This window comes from Cellulomonas sp. ICMP 17802 (genome assembly GCF_041295535.1).
Lineage (GTDB): Bacteria > Actinomycetota > Actinomycetes > Actinomycetales > Cellulomonadaceae > Cellulomonas.
Genome location: NZ_JBGFQZ010000024.1, coordinates 36,205 through 51,982, shown reverse-complemented (window position 1 = coordinate 51,982; position 15,778 = coordinate 36,205). Strand labels below are relative to the sequence as shown.

The following is a 15,778-nucleotide window of genomic DNA, read 5'->3' as shown; positions in this document are numbered from 1 at the left end:
ACGTGGACTCAGGCGCCCTCGAGCTCGAGCCCGACACCGCGTGGCTGCTGCACCGCACGCACACCGAGTTCGTGCGCGCGGGCGTGGGGCTCGACGAGGCGTCGCAGGACCGGCTCCGCGCGCTCAACGCCGAGATCATGAGCCTGGAGACGGCGTTCGGGCGGGACCTGCTGGCGGCCACCAACGCGGCCGGCGTGCTCGTCACGGACGAGGACGAGCTGGACGGGCTCGCCGAGGACGCCCGGGCGGCGGCCGCCCAGGCCGCACGCGACCGCGGGCACGAGGAGGGCTGGTTCCTCGAGCTCGCGCTGCCCACGCAGCAGGCGCCGCTCGCGGTGCTGCGCGACCGCGGCCTGCGCGAGCGGGTGTTCCGCGCGTCCGCCGGGCGCGGCTCGTCGGGCCCGCACGACACCCGGCCGTCCCTGCTGGGCCTCGCCCGCAAGCGCGCCGAGCGCGCGCAGCTGCTCGGGTACCCGCACCACGCCGCGTACGTCGCCGCCGACGCGACCGCGAAGACCGCCGAGGCCGTCGCCGACATCCTCGAGCGGCTCGCGCCCGTCGCCGTCGCCAACGCGCGGGTCGAGGGCGCCGACCTGGCCGAGGCGCTCGAGCGCGACCATCCGGAGGCCACCCTGGAGCCCTGGGACTGGGCGTTCTACGCCGAGCAGGTCAAGAAGGAGCGCCGGTCGCTGGACGACGCGCTGCTGCGGCCGTACCTCGAGCTCGAGCGCGTGCTGGCCGACGGCATCTTCCGCGCGGCGAACGCGCTGTACGGGCTCACGTTCGCCGAGCGGCACGACCTCGTGGGCTACCACCCGGACGTGCGCGTGTTCGAGGTGTTCGACGAGGACGGCACCGGGCGCGGGCTGTTCCTGGGCGACTACTGGACCCGCGAGTCCAAGCGTGGCGGCGCATGGATGAACAACCTGGTGGACCAGTCGACGCTGCTGGACGAGCCGCCGGTCGTGGTGAACAACCTGAACATCCCGAAGCCGCCCGCGGGCGAGCCCACGCTCCTCACGTGGGACGAGGTCATCACGGTGTTCCACGAGTTCGGGCACGCCCTGCACGGGCTGTTCTCCGCCGTGCGGTGGCCGTCGCAGTCGGGGACCGCCGTGCCGCGGGACTTCGTCGAGTACCCGTCGCAGGTCAACGAGATGTGGGCCTGGGAGCCGTCGATCGTCCGGGCGTTCGCGCGGCACCACGAGACCGGCGAGCCCATGCCGGAGGAGTGGGTGGACACCCTGCTCGCGGCGCGGCAGGACGGCGAGGGGTTCGCCACCACGGAGTACCTGTCCGCCGCCCTGCTGGACCAGGCCTGGTACCGGTTGTCGCCCGACCAGGTGCCCACCGACGTCGGTGACGTCGAGGCGTTCGAGTCGGCCGCGCTCGAGCGCGCCGGCGTGGACTACGCGCCCGTGCCGCCGCGCTACCGCACCACGTACTTCAACCACGTGTTCGGGGGCGGGTACTCGGCCGGCTACTACTCGTACATCTGGTCCGAGGTGCTCGACGCCGACACTGTGGAGTGGTTCCGGGAGAACGGCGGCCTGCTGCGCGAGAACGGCGACACGTTCCGCGCCCGCCTGCTGTCCCGCGGCGGCTCGCTCGACCCGATGCAGGCCTTCCGCGACCTGCGCGGACGCGACCCGCTGATCGACCCGCTGCTGGCCCGCCGGGGTCTGCTCGGCGCGGCCGCGGCGCCGGCCGGACGCGCCTGAGCCCGGTGCCGGAGGCCGGTACGGTGGACGGCATGCCCGTCACCCACCCGGCCTCCGGCACCCCCGTCAGCCCGTCCGTGACCGCCGAGGACGAGGTCGTGCAGATCTGCCGCGACCTCATCCGGATCGACACGTCGAACTACGGGGACGACTCCGGTCCGGGGGAGCGCGCCGCCGCCGAGCACGTGATGGCCCTGCTCACCGAGGTCGGGCTGGACCCCGAGCTGTTCGAGAGCACGCCCGGCCGCGCCAGCGTCGTCGTCCGGCTCGAGGGCGCGGACCCGAGCCGGCCCGCGCTCGTGCTGCACGGGCACCTCGACGTCGTGCCCGCGCGCGCCGACGACTGGACCGTGGACCCGTTCGGCGGCGAGGAGGTCGACGGCCTGGTCTGGGGCCGCGGCGCCGTCGACATGAAGGACATGGACGCGATGATCCTGTCCGTCGTGCGGCAGATGACCCGCGAGGGGCGCAAGCCGGCGCGGGACGTCGTGGTCGCGATGTTCGCCGACGAGGAGGCCGGCGGCTCGCTCGGTGCCCGATGGGCGGTGGACCACCGCCCGGAGCTGTTCGAGGGCGCCACCGAGGCGATCAGCGAGGTGGGCGGCTTCTCCGTGGACGTCGGCGGGCGGCGTGCCTACCTGCTGCAGACGGCGGAGAAGGGCCTGTCGTGGCTGCGGCTCGTGGCCGACGGCCGCGCGGGCCACGGCAGCCAGGTGAACGCCGACAACGCCGTGACGCACCTGGCCGAGGCCGTCGCGCGCCTGGGCCGGCACGCGTGGCCCCTGCAGCTCACGCCGACCGTGCACGCCCTGCTCGAGGGCGTCGCGCAGCTCACGGGCCTGCCGTTCGACCCGGCGGACCCGGACGGGATCGACCGGCTGGTCGCCGCGCTGGGCCCGGCGTCGAAGTTCGTCGGCGCCACGCTGCGCCACACCACCAACCCCACCCAGCTGTCCGCGGGCTACAAGGCGAACGTCATCCCCGGGTCCGCCGAGGCGACGGTCGACGGACGGTTCCTGCCGGGGTTCGAGGACGAGTTCGGGCGCACGGTGGCCGACCTGGCGGGTGAGCACGTCCGGATCGAGCGGCTGCACCACGACACGGCTCTCGAGGTCCCGTTCTCCGGCGACCTGGTGGACCGCATGGTCGAGGCGCTCGTGGCCGAGGACCCCGACGCGACCGTGCTCCCGTACACGCTGTCCGGCGGCACCGACAACAAGTCGCTGGCGCGGCTGGGCATCCGCGGCTACGGCTTCGCGCCCCTGCGGCTGCCCACCGACCTCGACTTCGCCGGCATGTTCCACGGCGTCGACGAGCGCGTGCCGTCCGACGCTCTGCGCTTCGGCACCCGCGTGCTGGACCGCCTGCTGCGCACCTGCTGAGCGGCTACGGCCGCGCCTCGAGCACGACGCAGCACCGGTCCGGGTGCGGCTCGAGCCGCGCGGTGAGCCGGTCGGGTGCCACCGCGTCGGCCAGCCCCGCGACCAAGCACTGGTTGGCCGTGCAGATGAGCTCGGTCTGCACCTGCGCCAGCGCGTGGAACGGGCAGTTGTGCAGGTCGACCCGCGCGCCGTCTCGGCGGGGCTCGTACCCGTGCCGGGCGAGCGCCTGGGCCGCGGCGTCGAGCGGGTCGCCGTCGGCGTCGGCGGGGACCTCCGCGCCCGCGGCCGCGCCGTACGCGGCGAACCTGCGGTTCACCGCGTCGAGCACGGGTTCCTCGGTCCGCGCCGACTCCGCGACCGCGTCGCTGAGCAGGCGCCCCGCGAGCTCGTACTCGCGGTCGGGGAGGGTCACCGCGATCTCGCGGGCGGCCCGCCGGTAGAGCTTGGCCGGCCGGCCCGCCCCCGGGCCGGTGCGGCCCGTGAGCCGCGCGTGGCTCGTGGCGAGCAGCCCGTCGACCGCGAGCCGGTCCAGGTGGAACCGCGCCTGGTGGCGGGGGATGCCCACCGCGTCGGCAGCCTGGTCCCGGCTGACGGGCTCCGGCTGGGAGCGGACGAAGCGGTAGAGCGCCAGGCGGACCGGGTCCGCGAGCGCGCCGATGCGCTCGGCGTCCGCCGCGAAGGTCCCCGTGCTCACCCCGTCCACCCCATTGACACTACAGGCGGAGATTTCTAAAGTACAAGTCTATCTCCGATAGAAACGAGGCTCTGCGGTGACGCTCACGACCACCCGCGCCGACGTCGGGATCGACGCCGCCGAGGACGCCGCCCGCACCTTCCTCGAGGCGCTCGGGATCCCGTGCGACACGCCGGGAACGGAGCAGAGCCCTCGCCGCATGGCGCAGGCCTACGCCGCGATGCTCACCCCGCGCCCGTTCGCCATGACGACCTTCCCCAACGACGAGGGCTACGACGAGCTCGTCGTGGTCCGCTCGATCCCCGTCCAGTCGATGTGCGAGCACCACCTGCTCCCGTTCGTCGGCGTGGCCCACGTCGGCTACCTGCCGGCCGGGCGGATCCTCGGCCTGTCCAAGTTCGCGCGCGTGGTCGAGATGTTCGCGCGCCGCCCGCAGGTCCAGGAGCGCCTCACCCGTCAGGTCGCGGACTGGATCGACGCCGAGCTGGCCCCCCGCGGCGTCGGCGTCGTCATCGAGGCCGAGCACCTGTGCATGACCATGCGGGGCGTGCGCGCGGGTGGCACCGTGACGACCACGTCGGCGCTGTCCGGCGCCCTGCGGGACTCGCCCGCCACCCGCGCGGAGTTCCTCGCCGCCGTCCGTCCGTAGGAGGTCGTCATGTCAGGAACCGTCGTCGTCGGTGCCGGGCTCGCGGCGGCGCACGTCGTCGCCACTTTGCGCGAGGAGGGCGACGACCAGCCGGTCACCCTCGTCGGCGACGAACCCGTCCGGCCCTACGAGCGACCCCCGCTGTCCAAGGGCTACCTGCAGGGGGCCACGCCGCGCGACGAGGTGTTCGTGCACCCCGAGGACTGGTACGCCGAGCACGACGTCGAGACCCGGTTCGGCACCACGGCCACGGCCGTCGACCGGGAGGCGCGGACGGTCGCGCTCTCGGACGGCGGCGTGCTCGGGTACGACCACCTCGTCATCGCCACCGGGTCGAGCCCGCGGACGCTGGACGTGCCGGGGGCGGACCTCGACGGCGTGCGGACGCTGCGCAGGCTGGCGGACAGCGACCTCCTGCGCGGCGACCTGGACGCCCGGTCGCGGCTGGTGATCGTCGGCGGCGGCTGGATCGGCCTCGAGGTCGCGGCCGCGGCGCGGTCGGCCGGCTGCGACGTCACGGTGCTCGAGTACGCCGCGCAGCCGCTGCTGCGGGTGCTCGGTCCGCAGCTGGCCGCGCACTTCGCGGCCCTGCACCGGGCGCACGGCGTGGACCTGCGCACGGGCGTCGGCGTGGAGGCCTTCGACGGTGCGGCCGGACGCGTCACCGGCGTCCGGGTGGGCGGCGAGCTCGTGCCCGCGGACGTCGTGCTCGTCGGCGTGGGCGCCGCGCCGAACGTCGGCCTCGCCGTGGCGGCCGGCCTCGCGGCGGACGCGCGGGGGATCGTCGTCGACGAGCGCCTGCGCACCGCCGACCCCGCGGTGCTGGCGGCCGGGGACGTGGCGCTGGCCCACAACACCGCGCTCGGGCACGGCCTGCGGGTGGAGCACTGGGACAACGCGATCCGGCAGGGTGCGCTGGCGGCTCGCTCGATCCTGGGCCAGGACGCCGTGCACGACTGGCAGCCGTACTTCTACACCGACCAGTACGACCTCGGCATGGAGTACGTCGGCTTCGCGGACGCGGACGACGACGTGGTGGTGCGCGGCGACCCGGCCGGGTCGGAGCTCGTCGCGTTCTGGCTGCGCGACGGACGGGTGCGCGCCGCGATGAACGTCAACGTCTGGGACGTCAACGACCGGCTGCGCGCGCTCGTGGGCCGGCGGATCCCGCCCGAGAGGCTGGCGGACGAGAGCGTCCCGCTCGCCGAGCTGTAGGGCGGGGCGGGGTCAGTCCGAGCCCAGGGTGCTGCGCACGCGGATGACCTTCCGCCGCAGCCAGACCTTGCGCTCGCCGCCCGCGAACAGCAGCGTGCGGGACAGCTCCCACCGGCCCAGCTCGGCCTGCTCGGTGAGCATCCGGCGGGCGTCGTTGCGCGAGGTCGTCGCCGGGATCCGGAGCACGCGGTACTCGTACTGACCGCCCTGCGCGACCCAGTCGGGGCGCTTCGTCCTCGTCTGTCCGTCTGCCATCGACCACCCCGTCCCGCGCGTCTCCGCGCCTACGTCCCGATGCTGGTGCCGAAGAACCTTACGCGCTGCCATTGTGCCTCGCGGGAGGCTACGGTCGTCGCATGACCGTCGACCCGCGTGCCGCGCTGGACCGCCTGATCGCAGCCCTCGAGGCCCATTACACCGCCGTCGCCGCGCCGCACGGCGAGGACGACCCGGCGGTCGACGACGCCTACGACATCCTGGCCGACGCATTCGAGGTCTACGACGACGCCCTGGGCACCGTGCACGGCGAGGCCACGCCGTTCTACCTCGCCGAGGAGGACGACGACGAGGACGAGGACGACGAGGACGACGAGGACGAGGACTACGACGACGCGGACGTCGACGACCTCGCCGACGAGGCCACCCGCTAGAACCTCTCGGGGTACCCGAGGCTCGGCGCGCTGACCTCGTCGAGCGCCTTGCGCAGCTCGTCGGGCAGGACGAGGTCCTGCGCCGCGAGCGACGCCCGCAGCTGCGTGGCGGTCCGGGCGCCCACGACCGCCGACGCGACGCCGCGGCCCTGCACCCACGCGAGCGCGACCTCCAGCGGCGTCCGGTCGAGACCGTCGGCGGCGGTCGCCACGGCCTCGACGATGGTCGCCGCGGCCCGCGCCAGGTAGGGCTCGACGAACCCGGCGAGGTGCGGGGACGCGGCCCGGGAGTCGGCGGGGATGGTGCGCCGGTACTTGCCGGTCAGCACCCCGCGGCCGAGCGGCGACCAGGCGAGCACGCCGACGCCCAGCGCGACGGCCGCCGGCACGACCTCGCGCTCGATCCCGCGCTGCAGCAGCGAGTACTCCGCCTCGACGGCGGTCAGGCCGACCTCGCCCTCGAGCAGGCTCGCCGCGCGGGCCACCTGCCAGCCCGCGTGGTTGGACAGGCCGACGTAGCGGGCGCGACCGCTGGTCACGGCCAGGCGCAGCGCCGACACGGTCTCGTCCAGCGGGGTGCGCGGGTCGGGCGTCTGCACGAGCCACAGGTCGACGTGGTCGGTGCGCAGCCGGCGCAGCGAGCCGTCGAGCGAGGCGAGCAGGCCGCCGCGCGAGGCGTCGACCACGCCGCCGGTGCTCGTGCGCCGGATGCCCGCCTTGGTGCAGAGCACGACCTCGTCGCGGGGCACCACGTCGCCGAGGAGCGTGCCCAGCAGCTCCTCGGCACCGCCGTCGGCGTACGACGCGGAGGTGTCGATCAGGGTGCCGCCGGCGTCGGTGAAGTCGCGGAGCTGCTCGGTCGCGTCGTGCTCGTCGGTGTCCCGGCTCCACGTCATGGTGCCGAGCCCGAGCCGGGAGACCCGCAAGCCGGTGCGGCCCAGGTGGCGCTGTTCCATGAGGCGCAACCCTAATCGGCGCGCGTGTGTGTCATCTGCGGCAACGCACCCCGGCTATCGTTCCGCTCGTGACGGACGCGATGGGACTGGGTGAAGCGATCCTCTTGGGGCTCGTGCAGGGATTGACCGAGTTCCTCCCGGTCTCGTCGAGCGCGCACCTGCGCATCGTCGGCGAGCTCATCGGGTCGACCGACCCGGGGGCGTCGTTCACCGCGATCACCCAGCTGGGCACCGAGACCGCGGTGATCCTCTACTTCCGGCGCGACATCGCGCGGATCGCGAGCGCCTGGTGGCGCGCGCTGCGGGGCGACCACGGCACCGACTGGCGGTCGCGCGCCGGCATGCCCCCGGGCCAGGCCTCCGACCACGACGCGCTCATGGCGTGGTTCATCGTGCTCGGCTCCCTGCCGATCGTCATCCTCGGGCTGGCGTTCCAGGACGCGATCGAGCAGACCTTCCGCAACCTCTGGCTCATCGCGCTGACCCTCGCCGGGTTCGGCCTGGTGCTCGGGTGGGCCGACCGGGTGGGGGCCAAGCAGCGCGAGCTCACGGAGCTGACCGGTCGGCACGCCGTGCAGTTCGGCTTCTGGCAGGCGCTCGCGCTCATCCCCGGCGTGTCCCGGTCCGGCGGCACCATCACCGGTGGGCTGCTCATGGGCTACACGCGGGAGGCCGCCGCGCGGTACTCGTTCCTGCTGGCGATCCCGGCCGTGTTCGGGTCCGGCCTGTTCCAGCTGGCCAAGAGCGTCGGCGACTTCGGGAAGGGCGGCACGCCCGGGTTCGGCCCCACGCTCGTGGCGACGCTCGTGGCGTTCGTCGTCGGCTACCTGGTCATCATCGTGTTCCTGAAGATCGTCTCGACCTTCAGCTACAAGCCGTTCGTGTACTACCGGCTCGGGCTCGCCGCCCTCGTCGTGATCCTGCTGCTCACGGGCGTGCTCGAGCCGAACACCGCGCCGGTCACGCCGTAGCGCCTCAGAGCCAGCCGGACCGGCGGAACAGCGTCCAGAGCGATCCGCAGATCACCAGCATGGCGCCGATGGCGAGCGGGTACCCGTAGGTCCAGTCGAGCTCCGGCATGTGCCGGAAGTTCATGCCGTACACGCTCGCGAGCAGCGTCGGCGCGGCCGCGATGGCCGCCCACGCCGAGATCTTGCGGACGTCCTCGTTCTGCCGCACGGACACCTGCGACAGGTGCACGGACAGCATGTCGCTCAGCAGGTTGTCGTAGCTGTCGAGGTGCTTGTCCAGGCGGTCGACCCACGCCTCGGCCCGGCGCAGCCACGGCTGCGACTGCCGCTGGCCCGGCGCTTCCTCGGCCTCGGCGATGAGCTCGGGCAGCACCGACGTGACAGGGCTGAGCGCGCGGCGGGCCTCGGCGATCTCCCGCTTGAGGTCGTAGATGGTCTCGAGCGGGTTGTGGTGCCGCGCCGTCGAGAACACGAGGCGCTCGGCCTCGGCGACGGCGTCGCCCAGCCCGATCTCGACGTCGGAGGCCTCCGAGACGAGCGTGAGCACGACGACGGCGAGGACCTGGTGCACGCCCTCGTCGGGCACCGGGAAGCCGCCGGTCAGCTTCTCGACCGCGCGGTCGAGCACGTGCGCGTCGCCCATCTCGGCCATGAGCACGACGTCGTCGCCGACGACGCTGGTCAGCGCCCCGGTGTTCACGTCGCGCGTGGACTCGACGTACGAGAGCGTCGGGGTGGTCAGGATGAGCTCGCCGTCGGGGGAGCGGTCGAGCCGGGCGCGCTGGACGTGGTTCGGGGTCGGGGCGTGCGCGCCGGGGATGCGGTGCTCGAGCAGCGCGATGGCGTGCTCGCTGATGCCATGCCGGCGCGCGGCCTCGGACAGGTCGTCGACCGAGTCGACGATCACCCAGCGCGCGCCCGTGCTCCGCGCGCCGGGCTCGGCGACCTTCCACCCGTCCGAGGTCTCCACGCACACGCGCTCGTCGGGCTGGGTCAGGGGCTCGGTGCTCACCTCGGCATTGTGGACCTCTGCACGGCCTCGCGCCGGGACGCGGCTAGGCTTCCGCCGTGCTCACCTGGCCACCCCCGTTCATCCCGCAGATCCCCGGACGTGGCTTCCCGGTCCAGGTGCGTGACTCCTCGACCGACCGGCTGGTCCTGGCCGCGGCCGGGCAGGACGCCACGCTGTACGTCTGCGGGATCACGCCCTACGACGCCACCCACCTCGGTCACGCCGCCACCTACGTGGCCTTCGACGTGCTCGGACGGGCGTGGCGGGACTCGGGGTACACCGTGCGGTACGCCTCGAACGTCACGGACGTGGACGACCCGCTGCTCGAGCGGGCCGCGGCCACCGGCGTCGACTGGCGCGACCTGGCCGCGGAGCAGACCGCGCTGTACGCGGAGGACATGACCGCGCTCGCCGTCATCCCGCCCGACGTGTACTCCGGCGTGGTCGAGGTCATCCCCGCCGTCGTGGAGGCCGTCGAGGTGCTCCTGGCCGCCGGCGCCGCGTACCGGGTGCCGTCCCCGGACGCGCTCGACGACGACGGCCTGGGCGACGTCTACGCCGACCTCTCGGCCGACATCGACTTCGGCGCGGTCGCCGGGCTCGACGACGACACCATGCGGGCGCTGTCCCGCGAGCGCGGCGGCGACCCCGAGCGGCCCGGCAAGCGCGCACCGCTCGACCCGCTGCTGTGGCGTCGGGAGCGGTCCGGTGAGCCCGCGTGGGACGGCGGGTCGCTCGGCCGCGGCCGGCCCGGCTGGCACATCGAGTGCGCCGTGATCGCCCGCGACGCCCTCGGCCTGCCCTTCGACGTCGAGGGCGGCGGGTCCGACCTGCTCTTCCCGCACCACGAGATGAGCACCTCGCACGCCCGGCTGCTCGACTCCGGGCACGGCGCCCGCGTCCACCTGCACACCGGCATGGTCGGGCTGGGTGGCCACAAGATGAGCAAGTCCCGCGGCAACCTCGTCCTGGTCTCCGCGCTGCGCGAGCAGGGCGTGGACCCCATGGCCGTGCGGCTGGCCATCCTGGCGCACCGCTACCGCGACGACTGGGACTGGACCGACGCCGAGCTGCACGCCGCGCAGGACCGCCTCGAGCGCTGGCGCCGCGCGGTCTCCGGCAACGGCGGTCCCGACGCCGACAGCACCCTGGCCGCGGTCCGCGTGGCGCTCGCCGACGACCTCGACACCCCAGCCGCGCTCGCCGCGGTCGACGCGTGGGCGGACCTGGCGCTGGCCGGCACCGCCGAGCCGGTCGAGGGCGCCCCGGGCATCATGGGCCGCCTGCTCGACGCCCTGCTGGGCATCCGCCTGTAGGTCGCCGCGGCACCGGACGCCCGCCCATCCGCGCGCCGGGGCGACCGAATCTGCGGACGTCCGGGTCTTCTGACCGGTGCGTCCGCACATTCGCGCGCTGGGGCGACCGAATCTGCGGACGTCAGGGTTCCTCACCGCTGCGTCCGCACATTCGCGCGCCGGGGCGACCGAATCTGCGGACGTCCGAGCAATTGGGGCCCAGGGGCTGCATCTGCTCGGACGTTGTGGGATCAGGGTGGGGGACGTCCGAGCAGGTGGGGGTCAGGGGCTGCTTCTGCTCGGACGTTGCGAAAGCGGGGTCAGCCGCCTGTGCCCTTGTCGCGGCGGCGCAGGTAGCGCTCGAACTCCTGCGCGATCGCCTCGCCGCTGGCCTCGGGCAGGTCGGCCGTGTCCTTGGCCTCCTCGAGCTGGTGCACGTACTCGCCGATCTCGGCGTCCTCGGCCGCCAGCTCGTCGACGCCGTGCTGCCAGGCGGCGGAGTCGTCGGGGAGCTCACCCAGCGGGACCGGCTCGCCCAGCAGCTGCTCGAGGCGGTGCAGGATGGCGAGCGTCGCCTTGGGGGACGGCGGGTGCGCCACGTAGTGCGGGACGGCGGCCCAGAGCGACATCGCGCGCAGCCCGCGGGCCGCCGCCTCGTGCTGCAGCACGCCGACGATGCCCGTGGGGCCCTCGTACGTGTTGGGCTCCAGGCCGAAGACGTCGCGCACGTCCGGGTCCTCGCTGGTCGCGTTCACGGGGATCGGTCGCGTGTGCGGCACGTCCGCCAGCAGCGCACCGACGGTGACCACGGCGTCCACCTCGAGGGTCGCGGCGATGTCGAGCAGCTCGGTGCAATACCGCCGCCAGCGCATGGAGGGCTCGATGCCGTGCACCAGGACGATCCGGCGGCCGGTCAGGGGCGCGGTCGCGACGGCGACGGCCGTGGTCGGCCAGGTGATCTCGCGGCGACCGTCGGGACCGGGGCCGACCACCGGGCGGTTGACCTGGAAGTCGTGGTACTCCTCGGGGTCCAGCTCGTCGACCTGCTCCGCGTTCCACACCTCGTGCAGGTGCTCCAGCGCCTGGGTGGCCGCCGACCCGGCGTCGTTCCATCCCTCGAACGCCGCGAGCAGCACGGTCTCGCGAACGGGGAGGTCGGCCGGTGGGGACTCGCTCATCGGCTCAGACTAGAGCGCGCAGGAGCGCCCGCCGCGGACGGCCCGTCCGCGCGCGTCGGAAGACCCCCTGCGCCGGCTCGTACGATGGACCGATGCCCCGCACCTTCTCCGACCTCGCCGCGCCCGCCGCCGTCCTCTGGGACATGGACGGCACGCTCATCGACACCGAGCCGTACTGGATCGCGGCGGAGACCGAGCTGGTCGAGGCCCACGGCGGCGTGTGGACCCACGAGGACGGGCTCGCCCTGGTGGGCAACCCCATGCTGGTGAGCGCGCAGGCGCTGCGGGACCGCGGCGTGGACCTTCCGCCCGAGGAGATCGTCGACTTCCTCAACTCGCGGGTCGCGGCCGGGGTGGCCAGCGGCATCCCGTGGCAGCCGGGCGCGCAGGACCTGCTCGAGCAGGTGGCGGCCGCCGGGGTGCCCATGGCGCTGGTCACGTCGTCCTTCGCCGTGCTGGCCCAGCCGTTCGCGGCGGCGGTGGGGCTGTTCGACGTGGTGATCAGCGGCGACGAGGTGAGCCGGCCGAAGCCCGACCCGGAGCCCTACCTGCTGGCCGCGCAGCGGCTGGGGGTCGACGTCGCGACCTGCGTCGCCGTCGAGGACTCCCGCACGGGCGTGACGTCGGCCGTGGCCTCGGGGGCCCGGGTGCTGGCGGTCGAGGTCATGCAGGCCGTGGCCGAGCGGCCCGGCCTCAGCCGGGTCCCGTCCCTGGTGGGACTCACGCTGGCCGATCTCACGCGGATCGCGCGCGGCGACGTGCTGGACCGGCTGCGCGCGAGCTGACCGGTTCAGGCCGCGGGCACGACGCCGATCGACCGCTCGACGGCGCCCGCCGGGATCTGAGGGGGAGTCCCCCCGAACGCCGGGCACAGCGCCTTGAACGAGCACCAGTCGCACAGCTTCGACGTCCGCGGGCGCCAGTCGCCCGAGCGGGCCGCGTCCTCGATCCCGGCCCAGATGGACCGCACGCGCGCCTCGATGGTCGCCATCTCGGGCTCGGTGGGCTCGTGCGTGAGCACCACGCCGTCGCCCAGGTACTCGAGCTGCAGGCGCTTGGGCAGGACCCCGCGCGTCCGCCAGATGACGTAGGCGTAGAAGCGCATCTGGAAGAGCGCCGAGCTCTCGAACCCCGCGCGCGGGGAGCGGCCGGTCTTGTAGTCGACCACGCGGACCCAGCCGTTGGGCGCGACGTCGACGCGGTCGACGATGCCGCGCAGCAGGGGGCCGCCCTCGTCGAGCTCCGTCGAGACCAGGAGCTCGCGCTCCCGCGGCTCGATGCGCGTCGGGTCCTCGAGCGTGAAGTACGTCGCCAGCAGCGCCTCGGCGCTGGTCAGCCACTCGGCCAGCTGGGCGGGCTCCGCGAACAGCTCGGCGACGTCGGGGTTGTGCTCGACGAGCGTGGCCCACTGGTCGGGCAGCAGGGCGTGCGCGGCGGCCAGCGTGCGCTCGACCGCCGGCAGGTCGAACAGGTGCTCCAGCACCGCGTGCACGAGGGTGCCGCGGGCGGCGGCCGAGCTGGGCGGCTCGGGCAGGCGGTCGATCACCCGGAACCGGAACAGCTGCGGGCACTGCAGGAAGTCGTTGGCCCGCGACGGGGACAGGCCGGGGCGGGACGGGGGGCGCTCCGCGGTCTGCTCGACCGCGACCTCGACCAGCTCCTCGACGGCGTCGTCGACCACCACGACGGGGTCGGGTCCGGCGTCGGGGGCCTCGTGGTCGAGATGCTGCACTGTCACGCGGTCGAGCCTAGGCGCCCCCACCCACACCGCGGGCGAGCGACGCCGCGCGCCGGGCAGGCACCTACGCTGGACCGGTGAGCGACTCCCGACCCCCGGCACGGCGCAGCTCCGGCTGGGTGATCGGACGCGTGGCCGGCGCCCCGATCATCCTGGCGCCCAGCTGGCTCATCGCGGCGGTCGTGCTGACCCTGATCTTCGCGCCGAGCGTGCGGTCCCGGGCCGGGAACCTGGGCGCCCTCGTCTACGTCGTGGCGCTCGCGTTCGTCGTCCTGCTGTTCGCCTCCGTCCTGGTGCACGAGCTCGCGCACGGGTTCATGGCCCGGGCGCGCGGGCAGCAGCCCCGGGAGTTCGTGCTGACCCTCTGGGGCGGGCACACCGCGTTCGGCGGTGCCACGCCGACGCCCGGCAGCAGCGCCCTCATCGCCGTCGTCGGCCCGATCGCGAACCTCGTGCTCGCCGCCGGGTTCTTCGCGCTGGCCCGGCCCGTCGACGCCGTGAGCGTGGTCGGGCTGCTGCTGTGGTCCGGCTGCGTCACCAACGCGTTCGTCGGGCTGTTCAACCTGATCCCGGGCCTGCCGCTCGACGGCGGGTACCTGCTCGAGGCGGCCGTGTGGGCCGTGACCAAGAACCGGCACACCGGGACCGTCGCCGCCGGCTGGGTCGGCCGTGTGGTCGCGGTCGCGGTCTTCGCCTGGGCGCTCGGTCTGCCGCTGCTCCAGGGCCGGCAGCCGAACATCGGGGACGTCGTCTGGGCGGCGCTCATCGGGGCGTTCCTGTGGTCCGGCGCGTCCGCGGCCGTGCGCGGCGGGCGCACGCAGAAGGCGGTCGGGCAGGTCACGGTGGCCTCCGTGGGGCGGCGCGCCGTGGGCGTCGGCCACACCGAGTCGATCGCGCACGCGGGGGCCCTGGCGGCCGCCGCGGGGGCCGACGAGGTCGTCATCCTCTCGCCGGACGGGCGACCCGCGGCGTACGTCGACCGCGCCGCCGCGGCCTCGGTGCCCGCGGAGGCCGCCGGCACCACGCCGGTCACCGCGGTCGCGGTCCCGCTGCCGGTCGGTGCCGTGGTCGACGGCAGGCTCGCGGGGCAGGAGCTGGTCGCGGCCGTCGGCCGGGCCACCGAGCACTCGCCGGTCGTGGCCGCCGTCGTCGACGGCCGCGTGGTGGGGCTGATCCGCGCGATGGACGTCGTCGCCGCCATCCGCTCCTAGACTCGGGCACCGTGACCCCCGACCAGACGTCCACCGGAGCCGCGCAGCGTCGCGGCCTCTTCCGCGCGGGCGACCGCGTGCAGCTCACCGACCCGCGCGGCCGGATGCACACGATCACGCTGGCCGAGGGAGCCTCGTTCCACACGCACCGCGGCTACCTCAGCCACGACCTGCTGCTCGGCGCCCCCGAGGGCTCGGTGGTGAAGAACACCGCCGGGATCGAGTACCTCGCGGTGCGGCCCCTGCTGGCGGACTACGTGCTGTCGATGCCGCGCGGCGCCGCGGTGGTCTACCCCAAGGACTCGGGCCAGATCGTCGCCATGGCGGACATCTACCCCGGAGCCCGGGTGATCGAGGCGGGCGTCGGCTCCGGCGCCCTGACCATGTCGCTCCTGCGGGCGGTGGGCGACGGCGGCTCGCTGCACTCGATCGAGCGGCGCGAGGACTTCGCGGCGATCGCCCGCGGCAACGTCGAGGGCTTCTTCGGCGGCCCGCACCCGGCGTGGGAGCTGTCGGTCGGGGACCTGTCCGACGTGCTGCCGACCGTGGCCGAGCCGGGCAGCGTCGACCGCGTGGTGCTCGACATGCTCGCGCCGTGGGAGAACCTCGACGCGGTCGCCGACGCCCTCGCGCCCGGCGGCGTGTTCATCTCCTACGTCGCGACGACGACGCAGCTGTCGCGGCTGGCCGAGGACATCCGCAGCGACGGCCGGTACACGGAGCCGGAGGCGTGGGAGTCGATGGTGCGCGGCTGGCACCTCGAGGGGCTCGCGGTGCGGCCGCAGCACCGGATGATCGGGCACACCGGGTTCCTGCTGACCACGCGCCGGCTGGCCGACGGCGTCGACGCCCCGCAGCGCCGGCGCCGGCCCGCCAAGGGCGCGTACCCCGTGGCCCCCGACGGCGCGCCCGCGGTGGACGACGCCGAGCTCTGGTCGCCCGAGGCGATGGGGGAGCGGCTGGTCTCGGACAAGAAGCTGCGCCGTGCACGTCGCGATGTCGGTCAGGCTCCTCCCACGATCTGAGCCGGCTCGCGCGCGTCGTGCCCCGGCGGTTGACACTGGTGGTTAGGGTCGTCGGACCAGCAGGCACAGAGCCGTGCACGG

Annotated in this window: 16 protein-coding genes; 10 read left to right on the top strand and 6 right to left on the bottom strand. The window is 74.3% G+C overall.

Translation table 11 applies throughout. The features are described from left to right. Together AB5970_RS15240 and AB5970_RS15235 are read left to right on the top strand one after the other, a co-directional pair. Window positions 1-1,721: M3 family metallopeptidase (locus AB5970_RS15240; RefSeq protein WP_370504788.1), on the top strand; the 1,721-nt coding region annotated here is incomplete at its 5' end. Window positions 1,722-1,753: 32 nt separating this feature from the next. Next, window positions 1,754-3,103 carry a M20/M25/M40 family metallo-hydrolase gene (locus AB5970_RS15235; protein ID WP_370504787.1) on the top strand — a complete coding sequence of 450 codons (1,350 nt, stop codon included), beginning with the start codon at window positions 1,754-1,756 and terminating at the stop codon, window positions 3,101-3,103. Window positions 3,104-3,107: 4 nt separating this feature from the next. Here AB5970_RS15235 and AB5970_RS15230 read toward each other — a convergent pair whose 3' ends face one another. Next, window positions 3,108-3,797, bottom strand: a complete 690-nt coding sequence (locus tag AB5970_RS15230; RefSeq protein WP_370504786.1) for a helix-turn-helix transcriptional regulator — start codon at window positions 3,795-3,797, stop codon at window positions 3,108-3,110. Between the two features lie 76 nt (window positions 3,798-3,873). Here AB5970_RS15230 and folE point away from each other — a divergent pair, with 76 nt between their 5' ends. Further along, window positions 3,874-4,446 carry a GTP cyclohydrolase I FolE gene (folE, locus tag AB5970_RS15225; RefSeq protein WP_370504785.1) on the top strand — a complete coding sequence of 191 codons (573 nt, stop codon included), beginning with the start codon at window positions 3,874-3,876 and terminating at the stop codon, window positions 4,444-4,446. A 9-nt stretch (window positions 4,447-4,455) separates the two neighbouring features. Continuing rightward, the gene (locus AB5970_RS15220) at window positions 4,456-5,661 is read left to right on the top strand and encodes an NAD(P)/FAD-dependent oxidoreductase (protein ID WP_370504784.1); all 1,206 of its coding nucleotides are present in this window, start codon (window positions 4,456-4,458) and stop codon (window positions 5,659-5,661) included. A 12-nt stretch (window positions 5,662-5,673) separates the two neighbouring features. Here AB5970_RS15220 and AB5970_RS15215 read toward each other — a convergent pair whose 3' ends face one another. Next, window positions 5,674-5,916, bottom strand: a complete 243-nt coding sequence (locus AB5970_RS15215) for a DUF5703 family protein (protein ID WP_370504783.1) — start codon at window positions 5,914-5,916, stop codon at window positions 5,674-5,676. Window positions 5,917-6,017: 101 nt separating this feature from the next. Between AB5970_RS15215 and AB5970_RS15210 the strand changes: the two genes are divergently transcribed. After that, complete coding sequence (locus tag AB5970_RS15210; protein ID WP_370504782.1) at window positions 6,018-6,311, top strand: primosomal protein; 294 nt, start codon at window positions 6,018-6,020, stop codon at window positions 6,309-6,311. Here the strand turns inward: AB5970_RS15210 and AB5970_RS15205 are convergent. Then, on the bottom strand, window positions 6,308-7,267 hold the full coding sequence (locus tag AB5970_RS15205; RefSeq protein WP_370504781.1) for an aldo/keto reductase: 960 nt from the start codon (window positions 7,265-7,267) through the stop codon (window positions 6,308-6,310). The two genes, AB5970_RS15210 and AB5970_RS15205, sit on opposite strands and share 4 nt — an antisense overlap. Before the next feature lie 80 nt (window positions 7,268-7,347). Between AB5970_RS15205 and AB5970_RS15200 the strand changes: the two genes are divergently transcribed. Continuing rightward, entirely contained in the window at window positions 7,348-8,238 is an 891-nt protein-coding gene (locus AB5970_RS15200; protein ID WP_370504793.1) for an undecaprenyl-diphosphate phosphatase, read from the top strand. 4 nt (window positions 8,239-8,242) lie between these two features. Here AB5970_RS15200 and AB5970_RS15195 read toward each other — a convergent pair whose 3' ends face one another. Beyond that, window positions 8,243-9,250 carry a CorA family divalent cation transporter gene (locus tag AB5970_RS15195; RefSeq protein WP_370504780.1) on the bottom strand — a complete coding sequence of 336 codons (1,008 nt, stop codon included), beginning with the start codon at window positions 9,248-9,250 and terminating at the stop codon, window positions 8,243-8,245. Between the two features lie 56 nt (window positions 9,251-9,306). Here AB5970_RS15195 and mshC point away from each other — a divergent pair, with 56 nt between their 5' ends. Then, window positions 9,307-10,566 carry a cysteine--1-D-myo-inosityl 2-amino-2-deoxy-alpha-D-glucopyranoside ligase gene (gene mshC / locus AB5970_RS15190; protein WP_370504779.1) on the top strand — a complete coding sequence of 420 codons (1,260 nt, stop codon included), beginning with the start codon at window positions 9,307-9,309 and terminating at the stop codon, window positions 10,564-10,566. Window positions 10,567-10,865: 299 nt separating this feature from the next. On the opposite strand, the gene AB5970_RS15185 is transcribed toward mshC, so the two are convergent. Continuing rightward, window positions 10,866-11,723, bottom strand: a complete 858-nt coding sequence (locus AB5970_RS15185; RefSeq protein WP_370504778.1) for a PAC2 family protein — start codon at window positions 11,721-11,723, stop codon at window positions 10,866-10,868. Window positions 11,724-11,815: 92 nt separating this feature from the next. Here AB5970_RS15185 and AB5970_RS15180 point away from each other — a divergent pair, with 92 nt between their 5' ends. Further along, window positions 11,816-12,508 (top strand): HAD family hydrolase, encoded by a 693-nt coding sequence (locus AB5970_RS15180; protein WP_370504777.1) that lies wholly within the window; start codon window positions 11,816-11,818, stop codon window positions 12,506-12,508. A gap of 5 nt (window positions 12,509-12,513) precedes the next feature. On the opposite strand, the gene AB5970_RS15175 is transcribed toward AB5970_RS15180, so the two are convergent. Continuing rightward, entirely contained in the window at window positions 12,514-13,380 is an 867-nt protein-coding gene (locus AB5970_RS15175; protein WP_370504792.1) for a RecB family exonuclease, read from the bottom strand. A gap of 158 nt (window positions 13,381-13,538) precedes the next feature. On the opposite strand from AB5970_RS15175, the gene AB5970_RS15170 reads away from it, so the two are divergent. Continuing rightward, the gene (locus tag AB5970_RS15170; protein ID WP_370504776.1) at window positions 13,539-14,672 is read left to right on the top strand and encodes a site-2 protease family protein; all 1,134 of its coding nucleotides are present in this window, start codon (window positions 13,539-13,541) and stop codon (window positions 14,670-14,672) included. Between the two features lie 11 nt (window positions 14,673-14,683). Further along, complete coding sequence (locus AB5970_RS15165) at window positions 14,684-15,697, top strand: tRNA (adenine-N1)-methyltransferase (RefSeq protein ID WP_370504775.1); 1,014 nt, start codon at window positions 14,684-14,686, stop codon at window positions 15,695-15,697. Window positions 15,698-15,778: the final 81 nt, after the last annotated feature.

Excerpts from the sequence above, each read along its gene's own strand:
- AB5970_RS15180 (WP_370504777.1), top strand. The coding sequence starts at position 11,816 with ATGCCCCGCACCTTCTCCGACCTCGCCGCGCCCGCCGCCGTCCTCTGG.
- AB5970_RS15235 (WP_370504787.1), top strand. The coding sequence starts at position 1,754 with ATGCCCGTCACCCACCCGGCCTCCGGCACCCCCGTCAGCCCGTCCGTG.
- AB5970_RS15205 (WP_370504781.1), bottom strand. The coding sequence starts at position 7,267 with ATGGAACAGCGCCACCTGGGCCGCACCGGCTTGCGGGTCTCCCGGCTC.
- AB5970_RS15215 (WP_370504783.1), bottom strand. The coding sequence starts at position 5,916 with ATGGCAGACGGACAGACGAGGACGAAGCGCCCCGACTGGGTCGCGCAG.
- AB5970_RS15210 (WP_370504782.1), top strand. The coding sequence starts at position 6,018 with ATGACCGTCGACCCGCGTGCCGCGCTGGACCGCCTGATCGCAGCCCTC.
- AB5970_RS15185 (WP_370504778.1), bottom strand. The coding sequence starts at position 11,723 with ATGAGCGAGTCCCCACCGGCCGACCTCCCCGTTCGCGAGACCGTGCTG.
- AB5970_RS15220 (WP_370504784.1), top strand. The coding sequence starts at position 4,456 with ATGTCAGGAACCGTCGTCGTCGGTGCCGGGCTCGCGGCGGCGCACGTC.
- AB5970_RS15200 (WP_370504793.1), top strand. The coding sequence starts at position 7,348 with ATGGGACTGGGTGAAGCGATCCTCTTGGGGCTCGTGCAGGGATTGACC.